Annotated in this window: 22 protein-coding genes; 12 read left to right on the top strand and 10 right to left on the bottom strand. The window is 35.7% G+C overall.

Features of this window, described 5'->3' with window-relative positions:
• Positions 1–77: 77 nt before the first annotated feature.
• Positions 78–350, bottom strand: a complete 273-nt coding sequence (locus VUJ46_RS22185) for a hypothetical protein (protein WP_326982829.1) — start codon at positions 348–350, stop codon at positions 78–80.
• A gap of 12 nt (positions 351–362) precedes the next feature.
• The gene (locus tag VUJ46_RS22180; RefSeq protein ID WP_326982828.1) at positions 363–917 is read right to left on the bottom strand and encodes a sigma-70 family RNA polymerase sigma factor; all 555 of its coding nucleotides are present in this window, start codon (positions 915–917) and stop codon (positions 363–365) included.
• Between the two features lie 637 nt (positions 918–1,554).
• Between VUJ46_RS22180 and alaS the strand changes: the two genes are divergently transcribed.
• The 6 genes from alaS (at position 1,555) to VUJ46_RS22150 (ending at position 12,108) form a co-directional block, all read left to right on the top strand.
• A complete protein-coding gene (gene alaS / locus VUJ46_RS22175) occupies positions 1,555–4,158 on the top strand; it encodes an alanine--tRNA ligase (RefSeq protein WP_326982827.1) in 2,604 nt (867 codons plus the stop codon).
• Between the two features lie 100 nt (positions 4,159–4,258).
• Entirely contained in the window at positions 4,259–5,296 is a 1,038-nt protein-coding gene (locus VUJ46_RS22170) for an outer membrane protein assembly factor BamB family protein (RefSeq protein WP_326982826.1), read from the top strand.
• Between the two features lie 168 nt (positions 5,297–5,464).
• Positions 5,465–7,945, top strand: a complete 2,481-nt coding sequence (locus tag VUJ46_RS22165; protein WP_326982825.1) for a DUF5686 family protein — start codon at positions 5,465–5,467, stop codon at positions 7,943–7,945.
• A gap of 247 nt (positions 7,946–8,192) precedes the next feature.
• Complete coding sequence (locus tag VUJ46_RS22160) at positions 8,193–10,388, top strand: hypothetical protein (protein ID WP_326982824.1); 2,196 nt, start codon at positions 8,193–8,195, stop codon at positions 10,386–10,388.
• A 2-nt stretch (positions 10,389–10,390) separates the two neighbouring features.
• Positions 10,391–10,627: a hypothetical protein gene (locus VUJ46_RS22155; RefSeq protein WP_326982823.1), complete on the top strand. Its 237-nt coding sequence runs from the start codon at positions 10,391–10,393 to the stop codon at positions 10,625–10,627.
• Between the two features lie 11 nt (positions 10,628–10,638).
• A complete protein-coding gene (locus VUJ46_RS22150) occupies positions 10,639–12,108 on the top strand; it encodes a M20/M25/M40 family metallo-hydrolase (protein WP_326982822.1) in 1,470 nt (489 codons plus the stop codon).
• A 208-nt stretch (positions 12,109–12,316) separates the two neighbouring features.
• Here the strand turns inward: VUJ46_RS22150 and VUJ46_RS22145 are convergent, their stop codons facing one another.
• Positions 12,317–12,718, bottom strand: coding sequence for an ACT domain-containing protein (locus VUJ46_RS22145; protein ID WP_326982821.1), 402 nt, complete (start codon positions 12,716–12,718; stop codon positions 12,317–12,319).
• A 10-nt stretch (positions 12,719–12,728) separates the two neighbouring features.
• Positions 12,729–13,499 (bottom strand): dihydropteroate synthase, encoded by a 771-nt coding sequence (gene folP / locus VUJ46_RS22140; protein ID WP_326985119.1) that lies wholly within the window; start codon positions 13,497–13,499, stop codon positions 12,729–12,731.
• Between the two features lie 365 nt (positions 13,500–13,864).
• Here folP and VUJ46_RS22135 point away from each other — a divergent pair, with 365 nt between their 5' ends.
• The 6 genes from VUJ46_RS22135 to tpiA all read left to right on the top strand — a co-directional run bounded on the left by VUJ46_RS22135 (position 13,865) and on the right by tpiA (position 19,371).
• Entirely contained in the window at positions 13,865–14,431 is a 567-nt protein-coding gene (locus tag VUJ46_RS22135) for a DUF1599 domain-containing protein (RefSeq protein WP_326982820.1), read from the top strand.
• Position 14,432: 1 nt separating this feature from the next.
• Positions 14,433–15,545 (top strand): BT_3928 family protein, encoded by a 1,113-nt coding sequence (locus VUJ46_RS22130; protein WP_326982819.1) that lies wholly within the window; start codon positions 14,433–14,435, stop codon positions 15,543–15,545.
• A gap of 83 nt (positions 15,546–15,628) precedes the next feature.
• Entirely contained in the window at positions 15,629–15,979 is a 351-nt protein-coding gene (locus VUJ46_RS22125; protein WP_267406372.1) for a tellurite resistance TerB family protein, read from the top strand.
• Between the two features lie 18 nt (positions 15,980–15,997).
• Positions 15,998–18,124, top strand: coding sequence for a S9 family peptidase (locus VUJ46_RS22120; RefSeq protein WP_326982818.1), 2,127 nt, complete (start codon positions 15,998–16,000; stop codon positions 18,122–18,124).
• Positions 18,125–18,163: 39 nt separating this feature from the next.
• Positions 18,164–18,541: a GxxExxY protein gene (locus VUJ46_RS22115; RefSeq protein WP_326982817.1), complete on the top strand. Its 378-nt coding sequence runs from the start codon at positions 18,164–18,166 to the stop codon at positions 18,539–18,541.
• 71 nt (positions 18,542–18,612) lie between these two features.
• Entirely contained in the window at positions 18,613–19,371 is a 759-nt protein-coding gene (tpiA, locus tag VUJ46_RS22110; protein ID WP_326982816.1) for a triose-phosphate isomerase, read from the top strand.
• Between the two features lie 189 nt (positions 19,372–19,560).
• On the opposite strand, the gene VUJ46_RS22105 is transcribed toward tpiA, so the two are convergent.
• The 6 genes from VUJ46_RS22105 to clpP form a co-directional block, all read right to left on the bottom strand.
• Positions 19,561–21,126 (bottom strand): ABC transporter permease/substrate-binding protein, encoded by a 1,566-nt coding sequence (locus VUJ46_RS22105; RefSeq protein WP_326982815.1) that lies wholly within the window; start codon positions 21,124–21,126, stop codon positions 19,561–19,563.
• The gene (locus VUJ46_RS22100) at positions 21,123–22,040 is read right to left on the bottom strand and encodes an ATP-binding cassette domain-containing protein (protein WP_326982814.1); all 918 of its coding nucleotides are present in this window, start codon (positions 22,038–22,040) and stop codon (positions 21,123–21,125) included. Before VUJ46_RS22100 ends, VUJ46_RS22105 begins: the two co-directional genes overlap by 4 nt.
• Before the next feature lie 6 nt (positions 22,041–22,046).
• Positions 22,047–23,222 (bottom strand): ergothioneine biosynthesis protein EgtB, encoded by a 1,176-nt coding sequence (gene egtB / locus VUJ46_RS22095; RefSeq protein WP_326982813.1) that lies wholly within the window; start codon positions 23,220–23,222, stop codon positions 22,047–22,049.
• Between the two features lie 16 nt (positions 23,223–23,238).
• Positions 23,239–24,207, bottom strand: coding sequence for an L-histidine N(alpha)-methyltransferase (gene egtD, locus VUJ46_RS22090; RefSeq protein ID WP_326982812.1), 969 nt, complete (start codon positions 24,205–24,207; stop codon positions 23,239–23,241).
• 256 nt (positions 24,208–24,463) lie between these two features.
• Positions 24,464–25,723 (bottom strand): esterase-like activity of phytase family protein, encoded by a 1,260-nt coding sequence (locus VUJ46_RS22085; protein WP_326982811.1) that lies wholly within the window; start codon positions 25,721–25,723, stop codon positions 24,464–24,466.
• 312 nt (positions 25,724–26,035) lie between these two features.
• On the bottom strand, positions 26,036–26,719 hold the full coding sequence (gene clpP / locus VUJ46_RS22080; protein ID WP_267406381.1) for an ATP-dependent Clp endopeptidase proteolytic subunit ClpP: 684 nt from the start codon (positions 26,717–26,719) through the stop codon (positions 26,036–26,038).
• Between the last annotated feature and the right edge of the window lie 86 nt (positions 26,720–26,805).

Raw genomic sequence — 26,805 nt, 5'->3', positions numbered from 1 at the left:
TTTTTGATTTTGAATTAATACTTTATTATTTTCAAAAGTATAGTCGGAACGATTTCAAAATCCTGACAAAGTTTTTATTAAATATCTAAATTTTTCAAAACTTTTTCCTTAAACCCTTCAATTTCAGAATCATTCATTTCAACTTTTTCTTCCTGAGAAAGTTTCCTTTTTAAAATATCATCCAGAATTTCGAGTTTTTCTTTGTAAGCTCTGCACCATTTGCAGATTTTCAGGTGCACAGAAAGTTTCCAGTTCTCTTTAGAAGAAATGGTTGCGGCATTGCGCTTTTCCATAAGTAAAGTAGCTTCACTGCATGGTAAAAATATAATATGGATGAGTTTTTTTAACATTTTTAAAATCATTTATGACTTTGCAAACCAGTTAATCTCCAGGCATTCTCTCAACTGCATCCGGCTCCGCTGCAAAACCTTCCAAAGATTAGTCGTCGAAATATTCAGTTCCTGACTCACTTCGGGTGCTTTTTTTTCTTCAAGATAATACATTTTCATGGGAATTTTCCATCTGGACGGCAAATCTTCGATACACTCTTCTAAAGTTTTATTAAAATCCTGATTGTCTAAAAGTTCGGTTTCCTTATGGGAAGCGTCCCAATTATTCAAAACATCGTCATTTCTCCACGAACCGTTTTCGTCAAAAAAGTGATCAAGATTTATATTCGGTTCAGACTTATATTTCTTTCGATAAAAATCGGCAACCTTTCTGTTTAAAATCGTCATCAGCCAGGTAAGAGGCGCGCTTTTCCCTTCAAAAGAATCATATGACGAAAAAGCAGCAATAAAAACCTCCTGAACCACATCTTCTGCCTCAGTTTTATCCGAAAGCAGATACACCGCCCGTCTCAGCAACCCTTCTGAATATTGATTGATCCAGTTTTTGATTGTTTCGTTTTTTGTCATCTCTAATATTATTTATTAGCCACGGATTTCTCAGATTTACATAAATGATCTTGCAAAAAATTACTTGTGGCTTTATTTAATATTAAAACGAATATAAAAAGTTAAATGATAAACTGCAAAAAAAATTATCCACTATAAAAAATTCCCCTCCTCCGGAGGGGTGGCGAAAATTTCAAAGAAATTTTGGACGGGGTGGTTTCAGAAAGTTGTAATTATATTATTTTAAACTACCCCGTCTTTTTGCTTTCGCAAAAATCCACCCCTTCAAAGAAGGGGAATTTTCGTCGTGTTAATACTAATGTAATAATAAAAGACTGCAACCCCAGCCCCGATTGCAGAGAAAATCCCGCAGTGAAGCGGCGGAACGAAGTGGAGCCGCGTAATGAGGAATTGCAACGGAAAGCGGGAAATAGCTCCTAAAAAGTAAGGAAGTCAGAAGCTGGGTGATGAAAGTTGATCTTCTTGAGAACAATAGATTTCCTGAACTACGTTCGCATCCCTTCAGGCTGTGTTGAAATAACAAAATCCAAACAATGATTTTACAAATAGTTTAAAACAAAACTATGTGTTTTATATTCCTTTAAAAACCTTAAATTTGCATCTTATCAAAATTGTAAAAGCAAAGCAATATATACTTATGACATCACAAGAGATACGTCAGAAATTTTTAGACTATTTTAAAAGTAAAGGTCACTTGATCGTTCCTTCGGCACCAATTGTGCTGAAAGACGACCCTACCTTAATGTTTAATAACTCCGGAATGGCACAGTTCAAGGATTTTTTCCTGGGCTACAAAACGCCTACCGCCCCAAGAATTGCCGATACTCAGAAATGTCTTAGAGTTTCCGGTAAACATAACGATTTGGATGATGTGGGTAGAGATACTTACCACCATACGATGTTTGAAATGTTGGGAAACTGGTCTTTTGGTGATTATTTTAAAAAAGATGCTATTGCTTTTGCCTGGGAATTGTTGACGGAAGTATACGGAATTCCAAAAGAAAATTTATATGTTACGATTTTCGAAGGTGATGCTTCTGAAAATTTAGACAGAGATCAGGATGCTTACGATTTCTGGAAATCTCACATTTCTGAAGACCGAATTATCAACGGAAACAAAAAAGATAATTTCTGGGAAATGGGTGAAAGCGGACCATGCGGACCGTGCTCAGAAATCCACATCGATCTTAGATCTGAAGAAGAAAAAGCAAAAGTTCCGGGAATTACAAGAGTAAATCAAGATGATCCACAAGTTGTGGAAGTCTGGAACCTGGTATTCATGGAATTCAACAGAAAAGCGGACAAATCGTTGGAAAAACTTCCTGCACAACACGTGGATACAGGAATGGGCTTCGAGCGTCTTTGTATGGCACTTCAAAGCAAAATTTCAAATTATGATACAGACGTTTTCACGCCATTAATTGCTAAAGTTGAAGAACTTTCTGGCAAAAAATATACGGGTGTTTTAGAAGATGAAAAAGATATTGCCATCCGTGTAGTGGTAGACCACATCAGAGCGGTTTCTTTCGCTATTGCAGACGGACAATTACCTTCCAACGGAGGTGCGGGTTACGTCATCAGAAGAATTTTAAGAAGAGGAATTTCTTACGCTTACAGATTCTTAGATATGAAAGAGCCATTCCTTTATCAATTGGTGGCTGTTCTTCAGGAGCAAATGGGTAAATTCTTCCCGGAATTGGAGAAACAGGGAACTTTGGTTACGGAAGTGATTAAAAGCGAAGAAGAATCTTTCTTAAAAACTATTGAAAACGGATTAATTCGAGTTGAAAAATTAATTCAGCAAACGATTTCTGAAAACAAAAAAGTTTTACCAACAAAAGAAGTTTTCGAATTATATGATACTTATGGTTTTCCAGATGATTTAACGAGAATTATCGCTGAAGAAAAAGGATTAACAATCGACGAAGAAGGTTTTAAAGCTGAAAGAGAGATCCAAAGAAAACGTTCTCAGGATGATTCTGCTCAGAAAGTTTACGATTGGGTAACGCTGGAAGAAAGAGACGAAAATTTCGTTGGTTACGATCAACTTGAATCTGAAACTTATATTACAAGATACAGAAAAGTAGAAAATAAAGACGGAGAATTTTATCAGGTCGTATTGAGCGAATCACCTTTCTATCCGGAAGGTGGTGGGCAAATCGGGGATAAAGGAGTTATTGAAAATGCTGCGGAAAGCTTCGAAGTATTAGATACTAAAAAGGAAAACGGTTTGATTATTTCTTTAATCAGCGGACTTCCGAAAGATGCGGGTGCCCTTTTCTATGCTAAAGTAAATGTAACCGACAGAAAAAATTCTCAGGCAAACCACTCTGTAACCCACTTGTTGCATGAAGCATTAAGAGAAGTTTTGGGAACTCACGTTGAGCAAAAAGGTTCTTATGTTGGTCCGGATTATCTGCGTTTTGACTTCTCTCATTTCAATAAAATGACGGAGGAAGAATTGACATTGGTTGAAGATAAAGTGAACCAGAAGATCAAAGAAAGCATCGCTTTACAGGAATTCAGAAATATCCCGATTCAGGAAGCTTTTGATAAAGGAGCAACCGGACTTTTCGGTGAAAAATATGGTGATTATGTGAGAATGATCCAATTCGCAAGTTCAATGGAACTTTGCGGTGGAACTCACGTGAAAAATACCAGTGAAATCGGCCATTTCAAAATTGTTTCTGAAAGTTCTGCAGCAGCGGGAATCAGAAGAATTGAAGCTATCTCTGGAGATCAATCTGCTGAATATTTCAAAAATTTAGAAAAGCAAATTACTGAGCTTTCTCAATTATTGAAATCTAAAGATGTTGTAAAATCTATCGAGAAATTAATCTCAGAAAACTCAGCACTAAAATCAGAAGTTGAAGCCTTCAAAAAAGAGAAAGCAAAAGGCGAAATCGGCGACTGGAAAGGTGCTTATGAGCAAAAAGGTGATAAATTACTTTTAGTGAAAAGAACTTCTTTAGATGCTGGTTCAGTAAAAGATATCGTTTTTCAGTTGAAGAAGGAAATCCCAACTTCGATCACGATTATCTTATCAGACGCAGACGGAAAACCAATGATTACCGTTGGAGTTTCAGATGATTTGGCCGGAATTTATCAGGCAGGGGCATTGATTAAAGAGTTAGCAAAAGAAATCCAAGGCGGCGGAGGCGGAAACCCAGGTTTCGCTACAGCTGGAGGAAAAAACCTTGACGGGTTGGAAAATGCTTATCAGAAAGCTTTGAATATTTAATTATTGCAATAAAATATAAAGTAAGGCAGTTGTTTTTTAGCAACTGCCTTTTTATTTTTAAAAGAATATTGTTTATCTTGGTTTAAATCATAAAAATACAATGAGCAAAGTTTGGCTTCTAACGATTATTTTACTTTTATTTTCTTGTAAAGAATCTCAAAAAACAGATTTTGAGAAACGTCATGCTCTTATCGTTAATATCAATTCTAAGGAAAATTTACTTGCTTATTCTTATTGGAAAAACAATGATTATGCTATAAAAATAGAAGATTTAAACAATAATAAAATCATTTACTCAACCAAAATTCAAAACGCTAGTTTTACCGTGCCGAGAATTAATAATGATAAATTATATTTTCCTGAATCCAATTATATGTTTGCCTGTGTAGATTACAAAACAAAAAAAACTATTTGGAAATTACCAACAAAAGGACGATTAAGAGAGTTTCAGATTGTAAAAAACGACATTATTATTGCAAGTGTTAATTTGTACGGACTAGTTGTTATCAATGCAAATAAAGGTAAAATCATATATGAATTATTACTACATTCTGATAAAAATTGTCAGGTGGATTCTGCTCCCCGCCCAATTGATTTTGATGAAAAATATTTCTACGTCACAAACTTCAATTGCTCTTCAGTTGCAGCTTATGAAATTACCACAGGAAAGGAGGTTTGGAGTAAAAAAGAAAACAATACAACTTTCTCCAGCCTAATTGTTGCTGGCAAATATCTTTTTGTAGGAAGTAATATTACGATTGAAAATCCTAAAGATGGTGAAATTTCATTATTAGAAGCTGAAACAGGAAAAGTAGTTTTTAAACAGAAATCATCTTTTGATCTATTTACGAGTCCTATTTTGTATCAAAATAAAATTTTCTTTCACACGTATGAATCATCATTAAATGAATTTGATATTAATCGGAAGACTTTAAAAACCGTGCTTAAATTCAATGACCATAATGATTTGATTTCCAACACAATTTTCAAGATAAATAATACATTATATTTTCAGGATCTCAAGTATAATATCAATAAAACTGATTTAAATACATTTCAAACAGAGATTGTAGAAAAAGGTAGAAAAGGATTATTAGGAGTTTATAAAGTAAATGATAAAATTAAATTTGTCTATTAAATTAATTCTCATCTTTTCAAGTTTAAATATTCAAAAGAATAAAAAACTATACAACTTTCATTTTCTTATTTAATATTCAACCAATTTCACTTTTAACAAAACATTATACTTTCCCCTCTACTTTCTTAACAATCTTATCAATAGTTTTGCTTCATTCATAAAAAACTAATGACAAAACTATTATCTACTCTATTTTTATTCTTTTCAGCACTCGTTTTCAGTCAGAGTGAAATAAAAGTTTTCAATAAAGTCAGTAAACAGCCCGTTCATAATGCGGCGGTGTATTGTGATGATGATCTTTTGGGAAAAACAGATTTCAACGGACATTTATCCTTTAAAACAAAATGTAAAAAGGTTGAGATCCTTGCCAGTAATTTTGAAGATGCCTTGGCAGATGTCAAAAAATCGATGGAAGTTCAGATGCAGCCCTTATCTGAAAAAATGGACAATATCGACCGCGTGGTAATTCAGGATAAGAGTGATCCGAGCGCGTTGAGGATTTTAGATGAGGTGAACAAAAGAGCTAAAGAAAATTCGCCAAAATCTCTGGATTCGTACAATTTCAAATCGTATACTAAATTTTCGATTGATGTAGATAAAGATTCTATTGATGCTTATAAAGGCTTTTTAGCTATTAGAAAAGATTCACTTTCAAAGGTGACTCAAAAAGATTTTAAGCAGAAAGAAAGTCAGAAGAAAGATTCGCTGATTAATGAAGATTTCATCAATGCTTCCGAAGAAAGTCAGATGTTTTTATGGGAAAAAGCAACTGAATATAAATTCTCACAGAAGTTCGGTGAAAAAACCAATATCATTGATAACCGAATGTCTGGTTTTAAAAATCCTATTTATGAAGCTTTGGCAATTAATATTTCCAATTTAGACCGAGTTCCGAGACAGCTAAGACCAGAGAACAGGAAGTTATTTAATTTTTATCTTTCCGATACCTTACAGCTTGACGGCAGAAAAACATATGTGATTAAATTTAAAGAAATTAAAGACAAGAAAAAGCAGAATCCTAGGAAATTCAACGGGAAAATCTATGTAGATTCTGAGACTTATGCCTTAAAAAAGTTTGAAAGTGCCAACAAAAAACGAAACGAAGGCGACATCGTTTCAGTCTGGAAACCCATTAATGGAAAATGGTTTCTGGATTATGAAGATATTAAGCTGAAAATGGGTGACCAAACTTTTAATACTTCTAAAAAAGACAGCGTAAAAACGGATACTTTGAAGAAAGGTCAGCATCTCAGCGACAGACAAAAATACAACCGCAAGACCTTTGGAAATTATCTGTACGTAAAAAACCGCTTCTTCGATTTTGATTTTAATGAAGAGCAAAAAGCAGCCGACTTCAAAGGATATTCTCTCGAAATGAAAAACTCAGACGGCAGCTTGCTTCAACAATACAGAACAGACAGTCTGACGGCACGAGAAAGCGCAACCTATACGAAAATCGACAGCTTTGTAGAGAAACATGATTTTGAGAAAAAGCTGGGATTTTTAACCCAATTGATGCGGGGAAATGTCCGTTATAAAATGATTGATTTTGACATAGCCAAGTTGTTCAGTTATGACAAATATCAAGGCGTACGTTTAGGTGCAGGCATCAAACTGAATGAGAAATTCAACAAAACATTTTCTCCGGACGGATATTTCGGGTACGGATTCAAAGATCACACCTGGAAATACGGTTTAGGTTTAGATGTAAAACTTTCTTCTAAAAGAACTTCTGTTTTCAGAATTGAGTATGTAGACGACGTTTTTGCGACCGGAAGATTTAGCAATACGATGTGGGATATGATGATGAAAGTGAATGATATTAACCTTGATCTTCACAATGCCAATTTCTATAAAAATCAGAAATGGGGAGCGTCTTATCTCTATGATCTGTCGAATTCTTTAAGCATGAAAATTGCGGTGAATAAAGAAAAGCAACAGGCTCTTTTCGATTATCAATATAAAAATCTGGGTAACCAATTCGATAATACAAGCGCTACCCTATCGTTTAAATTCTCTCCGAATGACAAAAATATCATGACGCCAAGCGGAAAATACACCTATGAAAAAAGCTTTCCTCAAGTGTATATGAATTTTGAAAAAGGATTTGAAACGCTGGGTGGAAATTTAGATTATTTCAGAGCTGATGCGTTGATTATTCACCAATTCAGATCAAAATTGGGATATACTAATATCAAAGTTTTCGGAGGTATTTCTTCGGGAACCGCACCCATCTGGAAAAATTTTGAAATTGCCGGACAAAATGATGCCAACCCCGACAAATGGTATTCCAGCCTTAATACACCAAACAATTTAGCATTTGCAACCATGCCTTCAGGAGCTTTCTTTGCTGATAAATTTGTCGCTTTTAAAGTTTCGCAAAATCTACCTTTCCGATTTAAAACGCTGGGTAAAAATTACTCCAATATCGAGCTTGAATATCAGGCGGGAATAGGAAATATGAAGGACAGAACCGACCATCAGTTTGAATACCGTGTACTGGATCATTATTACCAGGAAGCCGGACTGATCTGGAACCGATTTTTAGGAACAAGTTTCGGTGTGGGAATTTCTTATCGACTAGGATATTATCAAACTTCGCAGTTTAAAGATAATGTTGGTTTGAAAATACGATTTAGTGTGCTTTAAATGGTTCGTCACTTCGTGATTTTTGAAAAAAATTGTATCGAGAATTTTTTATTTGGAAGACAAATTTTGAGCTTCGGCTCACTTGTTCTCGATACATTTTTCTCCATTTCATTTCGAAAAACACTCGAACTGACGGAAATTTCCCAATTAAGATTAAAGATAATTCCAATTACGAATCACATTAATATCAATTAACAAAACTTTTCCAGCAAAAGAAATATTAGTACTTTTGAGGTTGTTTTTTAAAATGAAAAGGTTTTTACTGATTATACTTTTATGCCCCTTTATTTTTGGTTTTTCACAATCAAAAATTACCTCTATCGAAACGGTGGTTATCGAGGATAAAAGTGATCCGAGAGCTTTGGAAATTTTGAAAAAAGTAAATAAAAACTATAAAGAAAATTCCCCGAAAAGCTTAGAATCTTACGCTTATAAATCTTACGAGAAAATCTCTTTAGATATTGATGAAGACAGTATTTCGCAGTTCAACAGATTCTTTGATGACACCAATCTTTTAAAAAAGAAAAGACAAAAAGATTCTTTGAACAATATTTCCGCAAAAAAGATCTTCGAGAAGAGCAAACTGTTTCTCTGGGAAAGGGCGCAGGAGTTTTTATACTCTAAAAAATACGGTGAAAAGATCAATATTCTTGACAACCGAATTTCTGGACTGAAACAGCCTATTTATGAAATGATCGCGCTTCAGCAGAGCAACAGAGATAAAGTTCCGAACCAATTAAAACAGGAAAACAGAGGTCTTTACAGATTCTACCTTACCGATTCTATTGAGATGGACGGCAGAAAAACATTCGTCATTCGATTCAGGGAGGTCAATTACAAAAAATCTAATAAACAAAGGAAATACAACGGTGCTATTTACGTAGATACGGAAACTTATGGCGTAAAAAAGATCGAGAATTTCAGCAAAAATAAAAACGACGGCATCATCACCAGTACATGGACTTTCTTCAGCAATAAATGGTTCCTTACACAGGAAACCGTAAAACTGAAGATGAGCAATATGTCGATGCAGGAAGACAATAAAGAAAACCCTGAACAGAAAAAAAGCAAGACCAGTTTTGGGGCCTATGCTTTTCTGACCTCCCGATATTTCGATTATGTTTCACCGATTGATGAAGATAAAAAGGATTTTAAGGGCTATACTTTCACCGTAAAAAATGCCGACGGGAAAACGCTGGATCTTTACCGTACTGACCCGCTGACAGAAAGAGAAAGCAATACCTACAAAACCATCGACAGCCTTGGAAAGAAATATAATATCGATCGTAAAGCTCAGGTTTTATCAGGTTTACTGAACGGAGCTATTCGTGTGGGAAGTCTGGATTTTGCACTGGATGAGATCGTGAATTACAACCTGTATGAAGGTTTCAGAGTGGGTTTAAAAGCCAAGCTAAATGAAAATTTCAACCCCTATTTTTCACCTGATTATTATTTTGCCTATGGTTTTAAAGATGATAAATGGAAATATGGAATCGGGCTTGACATCAAAACGACTTTAGATAAAAATTCGTATTTCAGAATTGAACATTACGACGATGTAACCGCTTCCGGTGAGTTTTACAGAAAATTATGGAGCTTTAAGATGCGAACTTCCAATTACGGGAACAACATCAATAACGATAGATATTATCATTTTCGAGGTGTTTCTGTATCATACAATAATGATGTAACGAATGCGCTTACCGTTGTTTTGAACGCCAGAAGGAACCGCGAAGAAGCAAGATTTGATTACAGTTTCAGAAACAGCGGCGCTTCTTTTGAGAATTTCAACACGCTGGTTACGCTGAAATACTCTCCGAATTCTACCAATATCATGACACCTCAGGGAAAATCGTTGATCGATCAAAAGTTTCCTGAAATTTATCTGAATTACGAGCAGAGTTATAAAATGTTCGGTGGAGATTTCGATTACACGCGTTTCGATATGCTTTTCCTTCACAATTTCAAAACAAGATTGGGAACTACAGGTTTCAGACTCTATGGCGGAATTGTTTTGGGTGAAGCACCCATCTGGAAAAATTTCACAATGAACGGGCTGGCGTCGCCTCGAAAAGATTTCAACTTCAACCTTACCTCTTACCTTGGTTTTGCAACCCTGGAAGGTGGTAAATATTATAATGATAAATTTGTAGCGTATTATCTTACGCATAAACTTCCTGTATATTTCAAAAGTTTCGGGCAGAATATTTCGACGTTCGACTTTGTTTTGCGAGGAACCATCGGAGATATGAAGCATCCGGAATATCATGATTTCAGATTCCGAAAGCTCGATCATCTGTATCAGGAAGTTGGTTTGGAATGGAATAATTTCCTTTCAAGCTATTTCAATTTAGGATTATTTTATAGAGTTGGATATTATACTACACCGAATTTTAAGCAAAATTTTGCCATTCAGTTTAAATTAAAATTATTAGATTTTTAATCATGCAGAGAATAGAGATAAAAGCAGATCAGTTTTTTGAATTATTAAAATTAAAAGACACCTCGATGTGGGAAATTTTTGCCCAAATGATGGACGGAAATGAAAAGGAGATCATCTTTCTGGATCATGAAAACAAGATTTTGTTCAACTACGTTTTACCATCTACAAAGGAAAAGCTTGAAGAAGACCGCGCAGAATTTTCAAAACAATTCTCTGAAAAACTGACGAATTTAAATTAAATGAAGAGGCTATGAACAGAAACTATTTATTATCAATACTCAGTGTATTGATTTTCAGTGTCGGAAACGCACAAAACTACAAGAAACCATTAGTTTCAGCAATCAAAGAAACAGATCTCAGAAAAGATATGTACGAAATGGCTGCCGACCAGTTTTGGGGGCGTGAAGCAGGAACTTTAGATGAATTAAAGGTATCCATGTGGCTCGCCGACAAAGCGAAAGAAGCAGGAATGAAGCCTGCGGGAGACAACGGAACTTTCTTCCAGTTTTTTGATATGTACAGACATCAGGTGGTGCCGCAAAGTACATTGAAATTAGGAGATAATCAGTTGAAATTATGGAAAGACTTCTTGGTGGCAGAACCTGTAAACGCGAATATCGATACAGAAATTGTATACGCAGGAAATGCTGAACCGGATGATCTTTCAAAATTAAACATCAAAGGAAAAATACTTGCCGTAAATGCTTCTGATAAAAATATCGAAAAGGAGATGACGCTTTTCATAAGAAGGTACCCCCTATTTGTAAGAACTAAATATTACAGCAAAGCTTTCGAATTGGGAGCGAAAGGGATTATTTTCATTACCGATGATACTTCTGATAAAAGCTGGGTTGAAGTGCTACCACAAATGACGAGAGGAACTTACGGCGGAGAAGGTTTAAGAGAAAAAGTAACGAATAATATTCCGGTATTATGGATTAAGAGAGAAAATGCAAACTGGGTAAAAAACAATCCTAAAGTTTCATTAAATCTTATCACGGAAACCTATAAATATCCATCGGTAAACGTGATCGGGAAAATTGACGGTTCAGATCCAAAACTGAAAAACGAATATGTACTATTAAGCGGTCACCAGGATCACGACGGCATCAGACATCCTGTGAAAAACGATACCATCTACAACGGAGCAGACGATAACGCAAGTACCTGCGTAGCGATGTTGGCAATGGCAAGAGCTTATAAGAAGCAACCGGGAAAACGAAGCGTTTTGTTTGTGTTTCACGGCGCTGAGGAAAGAGGTCTGCTAGGTTCGAGATGGCATGCAGCACATCCTGTAGTTCCTAAAGAAAGCATTGTTGCCGTTCTGAATGGCGATATGATAGGGAGAAATGATAACAACGAAGCCGCTTTATTAGGAGGAAATGCTCCGCATAAAAATTCTGAGGAACTGGTAAAAATGGCAGAGGAAGCAAACAATGAAAGTACGAAGTTCACCTATTTGAAAGATTGGGATTCTCCGAAACATGCAGAATATTTCTATTTCCGAAGTGACCACCTTCCGTATGCAAAAGCAGGAATTCCTGCAGTATTTTTCACGAGCGTTTTGCACGACCAGTATCACACTCCGCAAGACGAGTCTGAAAACATCAATTATAAAAAGCTTTACAAAATGACGGAATGGATGTACCGCACGTCGTGGAAAGTGGCTAATAAAACAGAACGCCCGAAAGTAATCTCTAATTTTACACTGGAAAGGTAATTTGGGTTGGATTTTTGAGTTGGAGAGTTTGAGGGTTTGAGAGTAGATGCTTTTTAGTGTTTTAGTTTTATAACCATAAACTGACTTTTCATACATCATATATTACTTCGGTAAGTTTAACAGATTAATAGACTGTTGAATTTACCGAAGTTTTTTTATGGATAATAAGCATGAAATCTGTCTAAACTTATTATCCTTAAAAAATGTTTTAACAACCTTGTTCAGACAATCTGTCGAGTTCTTTCATCGCAGCATCTGCATCATTCGCAGAAACAAAAATATGATCATGAAAATATCCTGCAACCACGTTACAGCTTATATTTTTTGAAGTCAGCGCCTTTGAGAAAGCAGCAGTAAGCCCCACCGCTTCGAGAGAAGAATGAATCTTAAGGGTAATCCATGAAGCGATAAATCCGTAAGAAAGATGTAGCTGATCTGCCATTTCTCTTCTAATAATCAAAGTGACACCTTCCTTTTCCTTGAAAAAGCAAACAATGTCTTTCATCTCAAGTTCGGGTAATTTTTCTACCGTACAGAATACATATTCACCTTCGTTGAGCTCCGGTTTCATAGATTGTAATAATATGCTGAGGTCTTTTTCTCCTGTCATTTGATTTATTTTATTTAAGATTATTAAAAATTTTCAGCGTAGCAGCTGCTTCCTCCACCTCATGTACACGTAAGATTTTCGCGCCTTGTTGCAAGACTTTTAAATGAAGTTTCTGCGTTTCTTCATTAATATCCAAAGGAGATTTTCCCAAAGGTTTATAAATGAAAGATTTTCGCGAAATCCCAATTAACAAAGGAAATTTTCCAAAACCTAAATATTCAACTTCATCGATCATTTTCATTTGATCTTCTACGGTCTTTCCAAACCCAAAACCGGGATCAAGAATAATATCATTCACTCCCTTTGCTAATAATTCTGTCGTTTTTTTTGAAAAATACTGATTCACAGCCAATGTAATATCATCAAATTTCACTTTTTCATGCATTGTTTCGTAAGAAGGATTTACGTGCATCAAAATATAAGGAAGTTTGGTTTCTGCAGCTGCGTCAAACATCTGCTCATCATAATGACCGCCAGAAATATCGTTGATAATATCCATTCCTTCATTAAAACCGAATTTTACCGTCTCCGCATAAAAAGTATCAAGGGAAATTAAGGCTTCCGGAAATTCTTTTTTAATTGTAGAAATCATATTCCCAATTCTTCTGATTTCTTCTTTCGCACTTAAAAATTCAGCATTCGGGCGTGTCGACTGCGGGCCGATGTCAATAATCTCCGCACCACCTTTCAACATTTTCTCGCTTTGTTCTAACGCGGCTTTTTCATTATTAAATTTTCCGCCATCAGAAAAAGAATCGGGAGTCAGATTCAGAATTCCCATGATTTTTGGCGTTGATAAATCGACGAGCCTTCCGTTGCAATTGATCGAGTGGTTTTGAGTTTGAGAGTTTGAGAGGGTTTTAGGGTTGGAGAGTTTTAGGGTTGGAGAGTGAGTGAGGTTTGAAGGTTCTTGGTTGGAGGCATTAGAGAATTTATTGTTAGACATGATGGGTTAAAATTTATGATACAAAATTAAAACAAATGAAAATATGTAACAATCAAAAACACTCTTACTCTAAAACTCTCAAACACTCCGACTCTCCAACACAAAATCCTCCCACACTAACATCGATTACTCCAAAAAACTAAGCCCTAATTCCTGCTACCTAAAACCTATTTTGTATATTTGAAAGATTAAGAGAATTTATGCTAAAAACATCAGTACAGTTTGGGGAAATTATAGGTCAGTGTCGCGATTTATTCAGTAAAAAACTGAAAGATTACGGAGCCGCCTGGCGGGTTTTAAGACCGAGTTCTATTACGGATCAGATTTACATTAAAGTGAACAGAATCCGCACCTTACAAATGACCGATAAAAAAATGGTGGATGAAAGTGAAGAAGACGAATTCGTTGCTGTTGTGAACTACTCTATCATCGGGCTTATTCAGCTGGAAAAAGGTTTTTCCAACGATTTCAATGAAAATACAGAAGAAATTTTAAAGCTTTACGATCAATATTCCGGCGAGGCAAAAGCTTTGATGGAAAGAAAAAATCATGATTATGGCGAAGCGTGGCGAGATATGAGAATTTCTTCGATCACCGATCTGATCTATCAGAAAGTTTTAAGAACAAAACAAATTGAAGATAATCAAGGCGTAACCATCGTTTCGGAAGGTCTGGATGCCAATTATTTCGATATGCTAAACTATGCGGTTTTCTGCCTGATAAAATTCTCTGAACAAGAAAAAAATTACGAACCAAAAACAATTTAACATGATCAAAGGTTTATTACGTTTCATTATTGCTGTTATATTCATCCTTTCGGGCTTTGTAAAAGCGGTGGATCTGGTAGGTTTTTCATTTAAAATGGAGGAATACTTCTCTCCTGCTGTTTTCAACATGCCGTTTCTTGAGAAATTTGCCCTGCTGTTCTCCATTATCGTAGTGGTTCTGGAACTGCTTTTAGGCTTTATGCTTTTGTTAAAATTAAAACTGAAATTCACCCTTTCTGCATTAATTGCCCTGTGTATTTTCTTTGGTTTTCTTACCTTTTATTCAGCCTATTTCAATGTCGTAACCGATTGTGGATGTTTTGGAGATGCCATTAAATTCACGCCTTGGCAGAGTTTCATTAAAGATGTTGTGCTTTTGGTGGGATTGATCTTCGTTTTTATTCTTTACAGAAAAGACTTTAAAAAGCAGGATAAATATACATTCAGCAGCAAAAAAGAAGCTTCGAATAAACCAAAATATATCTTATTGGGAATATTTTCTTTAGCGATGATCTATATTATGGCACATGGAATTATTCAGGAACCGATCATTGATTTCCGTGATTATAAACTGGGGACCAATTTGAAAACGGAAAAAGAAAAAATTGCTAAAAATCCTTCAGAATACAAAACTTTTTACTCTCTTAAAAATACAAAGACGGGAGAAGTTTTAAAGGTAAATCAGGATGATTATATCAAAGAAACAAAATATTGGGCAGAAGGTTCACCATGGAAAATTGAAGATGGAAAAAACGAATCTGTTTTGATAAAAGAAGGTTATAAATCGGAGATCGTGAAATTTAAGATCGAAGATCCTTCAGGAATGGAATTAACGGACGAGATCATCAAAGCTCCAAAAGCCATCCTTGTTTTTTCTTATCATCCAAAAGAGGTTTCTCCTGAACTTTTAGCAAAAATTGAAGCGAAAGTAAAAGGGCAAAAAGCGAATGTTGTGTACGGAGTTTCAACAGATCCGAATACTTTCAAAACCATCAAAAATGCAATGATGGACGGAACTGCCATTAAAACCATCGCAAGAAGCAATCCTTTTGTTCTGATTTTAGAAAACGGAAAAATCGTAGAGAAAACGCCTGCGAAAGACTATGTGAAATAACGAATGGTGAATGGTCAATAGTGAATTTTTTCAACTATTAACCAAAAACTATCAACCCCAAACAATTAAAATAAAATTATACAATGCAAAAATCAAATAAATCCATTGCCGGTTATCACTTATTAATGATCCTTTCATCTGTAGACGGTGATTTTGCACCGGAAGAAGGAATGCTTATCCAGCAATATCTGGCAGATGAATTTCCGTTCAGAATGAATCTCGATAACGAATTGGAAACGCTTGCTTTACTTCAGCCTGAAGAATGGAAAGATCATTTTGAATTCCATGCCCGTTGTTTCCAGGATGATTCTACAGAGGATGAAAGAGTGAAATTTGTTCAGTTCGCAAAATCACTGATTAAAGCAGACAATAAAGTGACGGACGAAGAGCATACTTTCTATACGCTTCTGAAGAATCTTTGGCATTTGAACTAAGCTAAAAACATAAAAACCATGAAAAAACTTTATTTAACCCTATTAGTAATGAGTGCAGCAACATTTCAGTCTCAAAAATTTCCTGATTTAAAAGCTCCGATTGCCGAAAAGCAGGAACATATCCGAGATATTCATGGTGATAAAGTAAACGATCCCTACTACTGGATGATCGATTATTTTAAAAAAGCAAAAGATTCAACCAAAGTTGTTGATTATCTTAAGGCTGAAAATACCTATTGGGAAGGCATGATGAAAGATACAGAACCTTTCAGAGAAAAGCTTTTCCAGGAAATGAAAGCAAGGATTAAGGAGAAAGATGAGTCGGTTCCGCTATTCAAAAACGGGTATTATTATTACACCAGAACAGAAACTGGCAAACAGTATTTTAAATATTGCCGAAAAAAGGCCAGCCATACCGCGCCGGAAGAAATTCTTCTGGATGTTGATCAGTTGGCGGAAGGTCATGCTTATTATTCTGCTTCGGGATTCAGTATCAGTCCGGATAATATGAAGATGATTTATGGGGTTGATGATGTTTCGAGAAGACAATATCGACTATTTTTAAAAGATCTTTCGACCGGAAAAACTATGGAGTTGGGTATTAAAAACACCACAGGTTCTGCAACTTGGGCGAATGACAATAAAACTATTTTCTACACCGGGAAAAATCCTGAAACGCTTCTTACGGAGAAAATTTTCAGACATACTTTAGGAACTGACGCTTCTAAAGATGTGATGGTGTATGAAGAAAAAGACAAATCGAATTATATTGGCGTAGGAAAATATAAGAATGAAAAATTCATTATGATCTATTCCGGAGCCACGACTTCATCCGAAACAAGATATCTGAAAGCCGATGAACCGAATGGAACATTTGAAGTTTTCCAGCCGAGAATGAAAGATGTTTTGTATGATGTAACGCCCCTTGAAGATAAATTTTTAATCACCACCAATAAAGATGCGCTTAATTTCAAAGTGATGGAAACGCCTTTGGATAAAACCGGTGTTGAAAACTGGAAAGATTTTATTCCGCACAGAAAAGAGGTTTTAATGGAGGGAATCAGTGAGTTTAAAAATTATCTGGTATTCAGTGAAAGGCAAAACGGACTGTCACAATTGGTGATCTATGACCGAAAAACGGGTAAAAAAGAATTTCTGAAATTTGATGAACCTACTTATACCGTTTATCCATCAGGAAATCCGGAATACAACACGGATAATTTCCGTTTTGGATACACTTCGATGATCACACCGAGTTCACAATTCGAGCAGGATTTAAAAACAGGAAAAAGAACTTTATTAAAGCAACAGGAAGTTTTAGGTGGCTACAATAAGGAAAATTATGTAACAGAAAGACTTTTCGCCACCGCAAAAGACGGAACCAAAATTCCGATTTCCATTGTTTATAAAAAAGGATTTAAAAAGGATGGTAACAATCCGCTTCTACTCTACGCGTACGGTTCGTACGGAAGTTCGATGGATGCATCATTCAGCAGTACTAGACTGAGTCTTTTAGACAGAGGTTTTGCGTTTGCCATTGCACACATCCGCGGAGGTCAGGAAATGGGAAGACAATGGTATGAAGACGGTAAAATGATGAAAAAGAAAAATACTTTTACCGATTTCATCGATGCCGGAGAATATTTAATTAAAGAAAAATATACTTCACCCAAACATCTTTATGCTCAGGGAGGCAGCGCCGGAGGTCTTTTAATGGGAGCGATTGTCAACATGAGCCCTAATTTATGGAACGGGGCGATTGCTCAGGTTCCGTTTGTAGATGTGGTAAATACGATGCTTGATGAAACCATCCCTTTAACGACCAACGAATACGACGAATGGGGAAATCCGAATAATAAAGACGCTTATCTCTACATGAAATCCTATTCTCCTTACGAAAATATTGAGAAGAAAAACTACCCGAATATATTAGTAACAACAGGTTTACACGATTCTCAGGTACAGTATTTTGAACCCGCAAAATGGGTGGCTAAACTGAGAGATATGAAAACCGACAACAACGTATTATTACTAAAAACAGATATGGCTTATGGTCATGGTGGTGCTTCAGGAAGATTTGATTATCTGAAAGATACTGCTTTAGTGTATGCTTTTATGTTTAAATTGGAAGGGATTACGAAATAAAAAACTCACGCAGATTTTGCAAATTTTGCAGATTTACAGATGACAGAAAATGAAATTTCCTATATAGTTAGAAAATGCATCTTTAATGTTTATAATCAATTAGGTCCAGGTTTGTTAGAGTCTATTTATCATAGAATTTTAATTTACGAGCTAGAACAAAATGGATTGACTGTTAAATCGGAAGTTCTACTTCCTGTTTATTATGACAACAAGAAATTTGATTTAAATTTTAAAATTGACATTTTAGTTGAAGACAAGGTTGTTTTAGAACTAAAATCCATTAAAGAATTAGAATCAATTCATTATAAACAACTGTATTCTTATTTAAAATTGTCTAATAAAAAATTGGGACTGCTTATTAATTTTAACACAACAAATATTATGGATAGTATAAAAAGAGTGGTCAACAACCTTTAAATCTGCTATATCAAAAAAATCTGCGAGAAATAAAAAAATAATTAAAAATAAAATAGAAAATAAGTAAGATTATGAGAAGAAAGATCGTTGCAGGAAACTGGAAAATGAACAAAAATGTGATTGATGCTCAACAATTAATGACTCAGTTACAGGATTATAAAAACAATAATGCAACCAACTGCGAAGTTTGGATCGCGCCTCCTGCTTTATATTTAATGATGGCAAAAGATGTTTTCGAAAAAGACGAAATCGGAGTTTTTGCTCAGGATATCAGCGAACATGAAAGCGGAGCTTACACAGGAGAAATTTCTGTAGATATGCTGGAATCTATTGACGCAACAGGTTCTTTGATCGGACATTCTGAAAGAAGACAATACCACGGAGAAACAGATTCTCACTGCAACAGAAAGGTGAAATTGGCTTTAGATAAAGGTTTAATTCCGGTATATTGTAACGGTGAAACTTTAGAGCAAAGAAAAGCAGGACAACATTTTGAAGTGGTGAAAAACCAGACTGAGGTTGCCCTTTTCACACTTTCTGCAGAAGAAATTAAAAAAGTAGTAATCGCTTACGAACCGGTTTGGGCGATCGGAACGGGTGAAACGGCAACTCCGGAGCAGGCTCAGGAAATTCACGCTCATATCAGAGGTATTATCGCTGAAAAATATGGTCAGGAAGTTGCTGATGAGGTTTCTATCCTTTACGGAGGTTCTGTAAAACCGGATAATGCTAAAGAAATTTTCTCTCAGCCGGACATCGACGGTGGCCTGATTGGTGGAGCTGCTTTGAAAGTGGAAGATTTTTCTAAAATTATTGAAGGATTCAACTAATATTGAAACCTTGATAAGTTTTGGCTAAAGCCAATATTGGAAATTATTTTCTTATAAAACGGGCTAAAGCCCGTTCCTATTGATAGAAAAGAATCAGCGGCATAAAAGATGCCGCTGATTCTTTATAAATTTTTCTGTAATAATCACAGAAAATATTTTTTTAAAATTAACCTATTTATATTAATCCGCCTATTCTTTCTTAATAAAAATACTAAGATCTGATATAGATTTTATATGAAGTTCTTCGGCTTGCGTTCTCCTCATCATTAAAGCATACGCATTATTAAATCCTAAAGGTTTCAGCCAGCGAATGCCGTACTTTTTCTCAAATTCTGAATTCACATACTGATAAGTTTGCTCAGGGCTTTTACTAACCTCATCAATCACCTTTTCGGTGGGATGTAAAAGGACCAGAAGACCGGTACCCGTATATTCTATATAAAAATCTATTCCATCATTCATGAGCGCATCAAAGCATATTTTGGTACCGCCAAGACCTGTTTTTGTTTCAACTTTATAATCGGTATAGCCTTCAATTAAAAGTTTATAAATTTCTGTAAGAATATATTGCTCTCCAAATATTTTTGACCCAATTTTTATAGTTCCGCGATTTTCTTTTCCGGAAGTTTTATAAAGATGATTCGCCATTAAAAAATCTTTGGCAATCTTCTCGGGAGTTTGCTTGAGTTGATCTGCTTTGTAATTAAGATCCGTCATGAGGGAATCATTAAATTTCCCTGCCAATATATTCAGGGTATTTTCGAGCTCAGGAAATTTTTCCAGCGTTTTATTTTTAACAATCGGAGCCGCAAAATAAGGCGGAAAAATTCGTTTATCATCATCCAGCACCAGAAGGTCGTAGGCTTTAATTCTTCCATCAGTAGAATATCCGCTGATCAAATCAAGCTCTTTATCATAAGCTGCTTTGTACATAACGGCATCATTTACGATAAGAGGTTTTACATTCAAGCCATAAACCGATCGTAATCCGATATCACCATCCTTTCTGCCCATAAATTCAGGTGTAAATCCTGCTTTAAGCTTTGCCGTGGAAGAACTATTTGAAAAATAGAAATAACCCGCACCTATTATAATTAACGGAAGAATAAATTTAAATATTTTTAATGATTTTGAACCTAAATGCTGTAATAATGCAATGAATTGATCAATAATCACCGCGAGAATTGCCGCCGGTAGAGCACCTGCCAGAATCATATTGGTATTGTTAAGAGAAATTCCGCCAAAAATAAATTCACCCAATCCGCCCGCGGCAACAAATGAGGCCAATGTGGCAACGCCTACATTAATTACCGCAGCAGTTCTTATTCCTGCCACGATCACCGGTGTTGCCAGTGGCAGTTCTATCTTAAAAAGGATTTGCATATTGTTCATTCCTAAAGCTTTTGCCGCTTCTCTTACCGATGGATCTACTTCGGTGATTCCGGTAAAAGTATTTCTGATAATGGGCAAAAGCGCATAAATAAGCAATGCGATAATGGCTGGTGTTGTGCCAATTCCAAAAGCAGGAATCATAAATCCCAGCAAGGCAATACTTGGAATGGTTTGCAGAATACCCGCAATCCCAAGAACGGGATTGGATAATTTTTTAACTCTCGCTATTACGATTCCCAGCGGAACACCCACCAAAATTGCCAGGAATAAAGACAAAAAGGTAAGTCCAAGATGCTGTACAACCTGAGTCCATAATTTATCCTGCTGCTCGACAATGAACTGCCAAAAATTCTGTTCCGTCATGCAATATGTAATTTTCTGTATTCGGTGAAGGCGCTTACGACGCTTTCATAAGCTTCGTTATCTTTATATTCTGAAATAATTCTCTGCAATACAGACCAGATATTCATTTTATTATCCAATAAAATACGATCATTGATTTCCGATGATAAAAAAGTACGGATGTCTTGTAAGGTAGCGACTTTATATTCTAAAAGCAGTCGGTTTTCATCAAAAAAACTCTCTGCAAATTCATTAACCGGACGATAAAGGATCTCCGTGGGAGTACCGACCTGAACAATTTTTCCCTGGTCCATCAGACAAATGCGATGTCCAAGCTCAAAAGCTTCCTGAACGTCGTGGGTCACCAAAAGGATAGTTTTATTTTTTAATTCGTCTAAAGATTTAAATTCCGAATGAATATCTGCTTTTGTGATATTGTCCAAAGCCCCAAAAGGCTCATCGAGCAAAAGAATCGGACTGTTTCCTATGAGAGCTCGTGCTATTCCTACTCTCTGCTGCTGCCCGCCGCTGAGTTCACTCGGGTAACGCTTTAAAATATCCACCGGAAGATGAAGTTTTTCGAGTAATTCCAGCGTCTTGGTTTCTGTTTTTTTCTTCTCCCATTTTAATAATTGAGGTACTACAGCAATATTCTGAGCAATTGTATAATGAGGAAACAAACCTGAATTCTGCATCACAAAACCAATATTCATTCTGAGCTTTTCAGGATTTTGGTTCTCTATATTTTCGCCATTAATTTTAATCATTCCTGAATCGCTTTCAATCAGCCTGTTTGCCATTTTAAGCGTGGTTGTTTTTCCGCATCCACTCTTACCCAACAACACCAGAATCTCCTTTTCATTTGCTGTAAAGGAGATATTATCAACCGCAGTTTTTTCGTTAAAAGTTTTTGTAACCGATTGAAATTCGATCATATATCATTATTTTACAAGTCTTATTCCCATGAACTGCCACTGAAGATGAGTCGGGAAAAAATTACGGTACGTTGCCCGGCGATGCCCTTTTGGAGTCGCTTCAGACGCTCCACGCAACACCATTTGATTAACCATAAATTTACCATTATATTCTCCCACCGCGCCAGGTTCTTTTTTAAAACCAGGATAAGGCAGATAGGCAGAATTCGTCCATTCCCATCGCTTTCCCCAATTGATTTTCGAGGAAGCAACTTCCCATTCCGCTTCTGTTGGCAGACGCATTTCTCTCCACGAAGCAAAAGCCGACGCTTCAAAAAAATTGATATGACAAACAGGTTCATTAACATCAATTTGCTTTAATCCTTCCAACGTATAGTTCATCCATTCATCATCTATAAAATGCCAGTACAAAGGTGATTGTGCTTTATTACTTTTTACCCAATCCCAACCTTCAGCATGCCAAAAACGAAAATTTTTATAACCTCCGGCATTCATAAATTCCAGATATTCTCCGTTGGTCACCATATCTTTGGAAATCTGAAAATCATTAAGATATACTTTATGTCTTCCCAATTCATTATCAAAGCAAAAACCATCGCCATCATACCCTATTTCATAGATTCCTTCCTGAAAATTAATCATTTCTGATGAATTAACCTCATTTATTTCGTTGTTAAAATCTACCTTCTGATAAGGGGGAAAAAGCGGATTATGTCCTAAAATATATTTAATATCAGTCAATAAAAGTTCCTGATGTTGCTGCTCGTGATTGAGTCCTAGCTCGATTAAAGACTCAATTTGATCTGTTAAAAAATCGCCAGATAAAAACGTTTCCATTTTTTCGTCGACATATTTTCTGTATTCATAAACATCGGATACCGAAGGTCGGCTCAGATTACCGCGATCCGTTCTGATAACCCTGTTACCAATGGTTTCATAATAACTATTGAAAACAAAATTATATTGTTCATCAAACACTTGATAGCCGGGAAGGTTTGGAATTAAAATAAAGGTTTCGAAAAACCAGGTCGTATGTCCCAGATGCCATTTGGGCGGACTCACATCAACCACAGGCTGAACAACAAAATCTTCAATCTGTAAAGGCGCACATATTTCTATCGAATGCTGACGAACTTTCTTAAAAGTTTCCAGCAATTCTAAAACAGTCGTATTGGGTGTCATAATAGAAAGTTTAATTTTATTGTACTTGAAACACAGAATCTACAAACCAGTTTTTGCTATCTTTAATTTCACCGATGAAGCTAAACCCAGCTGCCTGAATAAGATGCTGAATATCATCCTCAGAAAATTTTTGAGAAATTTCCATATCAATCCATTCATTTTCTTTAAAAGTAAACATTTCGCCTTCTATGCTCACATTTTGATCACATAAACTGATAAGATAACTTCGGCAAGCACCCGTTTCAGGGTTATAATTCTGATAATGCTGAAAATTATCAAGCCTAAAATCAGCATTAAGTTCTCGATTAATTCTTGTTAAAAGATTTAAGTTGAATGCCGCTGTTAATCCTTCTTTATCGTTATAAGCATCTAAAATTATTTGGGGATTTTTCTTTAGATCAAAACCCATCAAAACAATATCGTTTTCCGATAGATTTTTTCTTAAAGCAATACAGAAATCCTGTGCTTCATCCATTTCCATATTTCCGATATTGCTACCTAAAAACAGAACTATCTTTTTTCTGGACGACAATGCTGTGGCTTTATTAAGCATTTCGAAGTATTCACCTTCCAGGCATTCGATATTCAAATCAGGTATTTTTTGTTCCAGATGTTCTTTCAGCACATCCAAGATATTTCCCGAAATATCAATGGGCATATAAGTAAAATCTTTATTATTTTTCACTAAAAATTTCAGTAAATAGCTGGATTTCGAAGCATCACCAGCACCCAATTCAATAAGATCAAACGGTTCTGAATCCTGCAGAAGCAATTTTGCCAGATCAGCCGTTTTATTTTTAAAAATGTCCAATTCGCATTTGGTAAGATAATATTCAGGCATTTCCATAATTGATTGGAAAAGTCGATCGCCCGTTTTATCATAAAAGTATTTTGAAGATAACTTTTTGGGGTTAAAATGCAACCCCTCTAAAATATCCTTTTTAAATGTATTGGTGGATATTTTTTCTTCTAATTGTAGATTCATAGTCTATTTTTTGATTTGGTTCTGATGTAAGTACAACTATCTTGCCGCCTATTAAAATTTTAAATAATAAACTTATCTAATTGAATGAAAAAATTAAAAAAAACCATTCATCAAGAAACAAAATATCTAAATTATCACTACTCAATTTTTATTCAAAAAAATCTCCTGAGCGATGAAACACTCAGGAGATCAATTACATGATAGAGATCATATCTGACTACAGGCTTTTAAATCTAATAAAAAAGCACTCTCTAAATTACTGAATATCGACTATATACATTGTTCCTTTATCCTGTTTTCCTGTTTTAGGAAGAATTTTGGTTTTAGGATTTCCGTTTCCGTCATCTACCACTCCAAAATCATCATCATTAAAAACAGCCAGTTTATTATTTCCTAAATACACAATTCCTTCAAATTTATCATGCTCATACCCTAATTTAGCAACTAAATCAACAGCTAACGTTTTAGAAACAGGCTTCAATCCGGCAGCATTAATTTCATCCCAAGATGATTGCTCCAGTGTTTTACCATTGATCTTCATTCCGTCAACAGCTGTTAAATCAGTTCCGGTAACATCGGATGCTCCGTTTAAACTGATTCTATACACTTTCTTCACACCGCCTACCGAACCGAAATTTCCGTCTCTTTCGATCACTAAAAATTCAGTATTGCTAATGGGTGTGATATCACAAACAGAATCTGAAGCGCCACCATCCTGCTTATATAAATATTGTTTGGTTTGTCCGGTTGTTAAATCAAAAGTAACGATTCTCGTCAGCGTTGTATTTGTTGCCAAGGCCTTTGTTGGCACATACATTGTTGATTGCATCGTTCCCACCAGCATTTTTCCGTCTGGTGTCATACACATTCCTTCCATTCCACGGTTGGGTCTTCTTTTAGCGAAAACAGCAGGAAGTTTTCTTGTTCCGGTATTGACCCCAATTGGGCTGATTCTTTCCATTTCCACCCCTTCTGCACTGTAATGAACGATGTGCGGACCATACTCATCAGAAACCCAAAATGTTCCGTCTGCCGCGGCTACAATACTTTCACTGTCTAATCCGTAATTATCAGTTCCCAACAGATTTCCGTTGGCTCCATAGGCAATTTCTCCTGTACTTCCCATTCCTACAGGATTTGGAAGTCCTGTAATCGGCTGTCCGGACGGATTTTTAAGTTTAATATATTTAATGACTTCAATATTTCCTTCCGCATTAATTTTAAAATGCATAATGGTAGGGGTAAAGTCAGGAACAAGGAATTTTATTCCGTTTAAATAAGCGGTATTCGGACCACGATCGGTGATTACATAAAATTCACCTTTTCTCGTAGGATGTGCTGCGGCTCCTGATCCGAAGCCACCATTGATGACATTCACGCCGTTTTGGGTAGCCAAAGTGGTGAAAGGAAACTGCTGGGGAAGTTTAGAATAATTAATATCCTGGCTTGCGCTATCATCGTCTTTGCATGAGACCACAGCCAGCAAAAGAACAAGTGGCAATAAGATTTTTTTCATTATTTACTTTTATTGGCAGCGAAAATAAATATTGATTGTAAATTAATCTTAAATAGAATATTAATTTTCTTTTGTCTTGAAACAAAAGAACAAAAATTCAAGACTTGGAATCAAAAAGCTAAAAATAAATTCTATTCTCTAAAAATTCTAAAACTTGCGCGAATTATAAGTTCGTTTTCAATAAAAAATTTGTGTCGTGCTTCGGACAGTAGAATTTTCTTAACGTTTTTGCTTCCGATGTCGTTATAAAAAAAGCAACGCACCAATATCAATTGATGCGTTCCTAAAATATTTTCTTTAAAAGAAAAAAAATTATTTCTCTTTTGATCTCTGTAAAACCTCATCTACCATTCCGAAGTCTTTTGCTTCTGTAGATGTCATCCAATAATCTCTGTCAGACGCTTTTTCTACCCATTCGTAAGTTTGTCCTGAATGGTCAGAAATAATGTCATACAATTCTTTTTTAAGTTTCAACATCTCTCTCAGGTTGATCTCCATATCAGAAGCCACCCCTTGTGCACCTCCTGAAGGCTGGTGAATCATCACTCTTGAATGCTTCAATGCTGAACGCTTACCTTTTTCTCCGGCTACTAATAAAACAGCACCCATCGAAGCTGCAATACCTGTACAGATTGTCGCTACATCAGGCTTGATGATCTGCATCGTATCGTAGATTCCTAATCCAGCGTAAACGCTTCCGCCAGGAGAGTTGATATAAATTTGAATATCTTTTGAAGGATCTGCACTTTCTAAGAATAAAAGCTGAGCCGTTACGATATTAGCTACCTGATCATCGATTCCTGTTCCCAAGAAAATAATTCTGTCCATCATCAAACGAGAGAAAACGTCCATCTGAGCAACGTTCATTCTTCTTTCTTCCATGATGTAAGGGGTAAGATTCGTCGGGCCATACATTCCCATATACTGATCGGTTGCCAAACCGCTGTTTCCTAAATGTTTTGTAGAGAAATCTCTAAATTCTTTTTTAATGTCCATATTTCTATTGGTATTATTTTAAATTTTTACTGCTGTTTAAATTACAACTTTTATTCCTAAAATTTTATAGGACTTTTTGTCAGATT

The sequence above is a fragment of the Chryseobacterium sp. MYb264 genome (genome assembly GCF_035974275.1).
In the GTDB taxonomy this organism is placed as follows: domain Bacteria; phylum Bacteroidota; class Bacteroidia; order Flavobacteriales; family Weeksellaceae; genus Chryseobacterium.
This window is presented reverse-complemented; position numbering and strand designations above follow the sequence as displayed.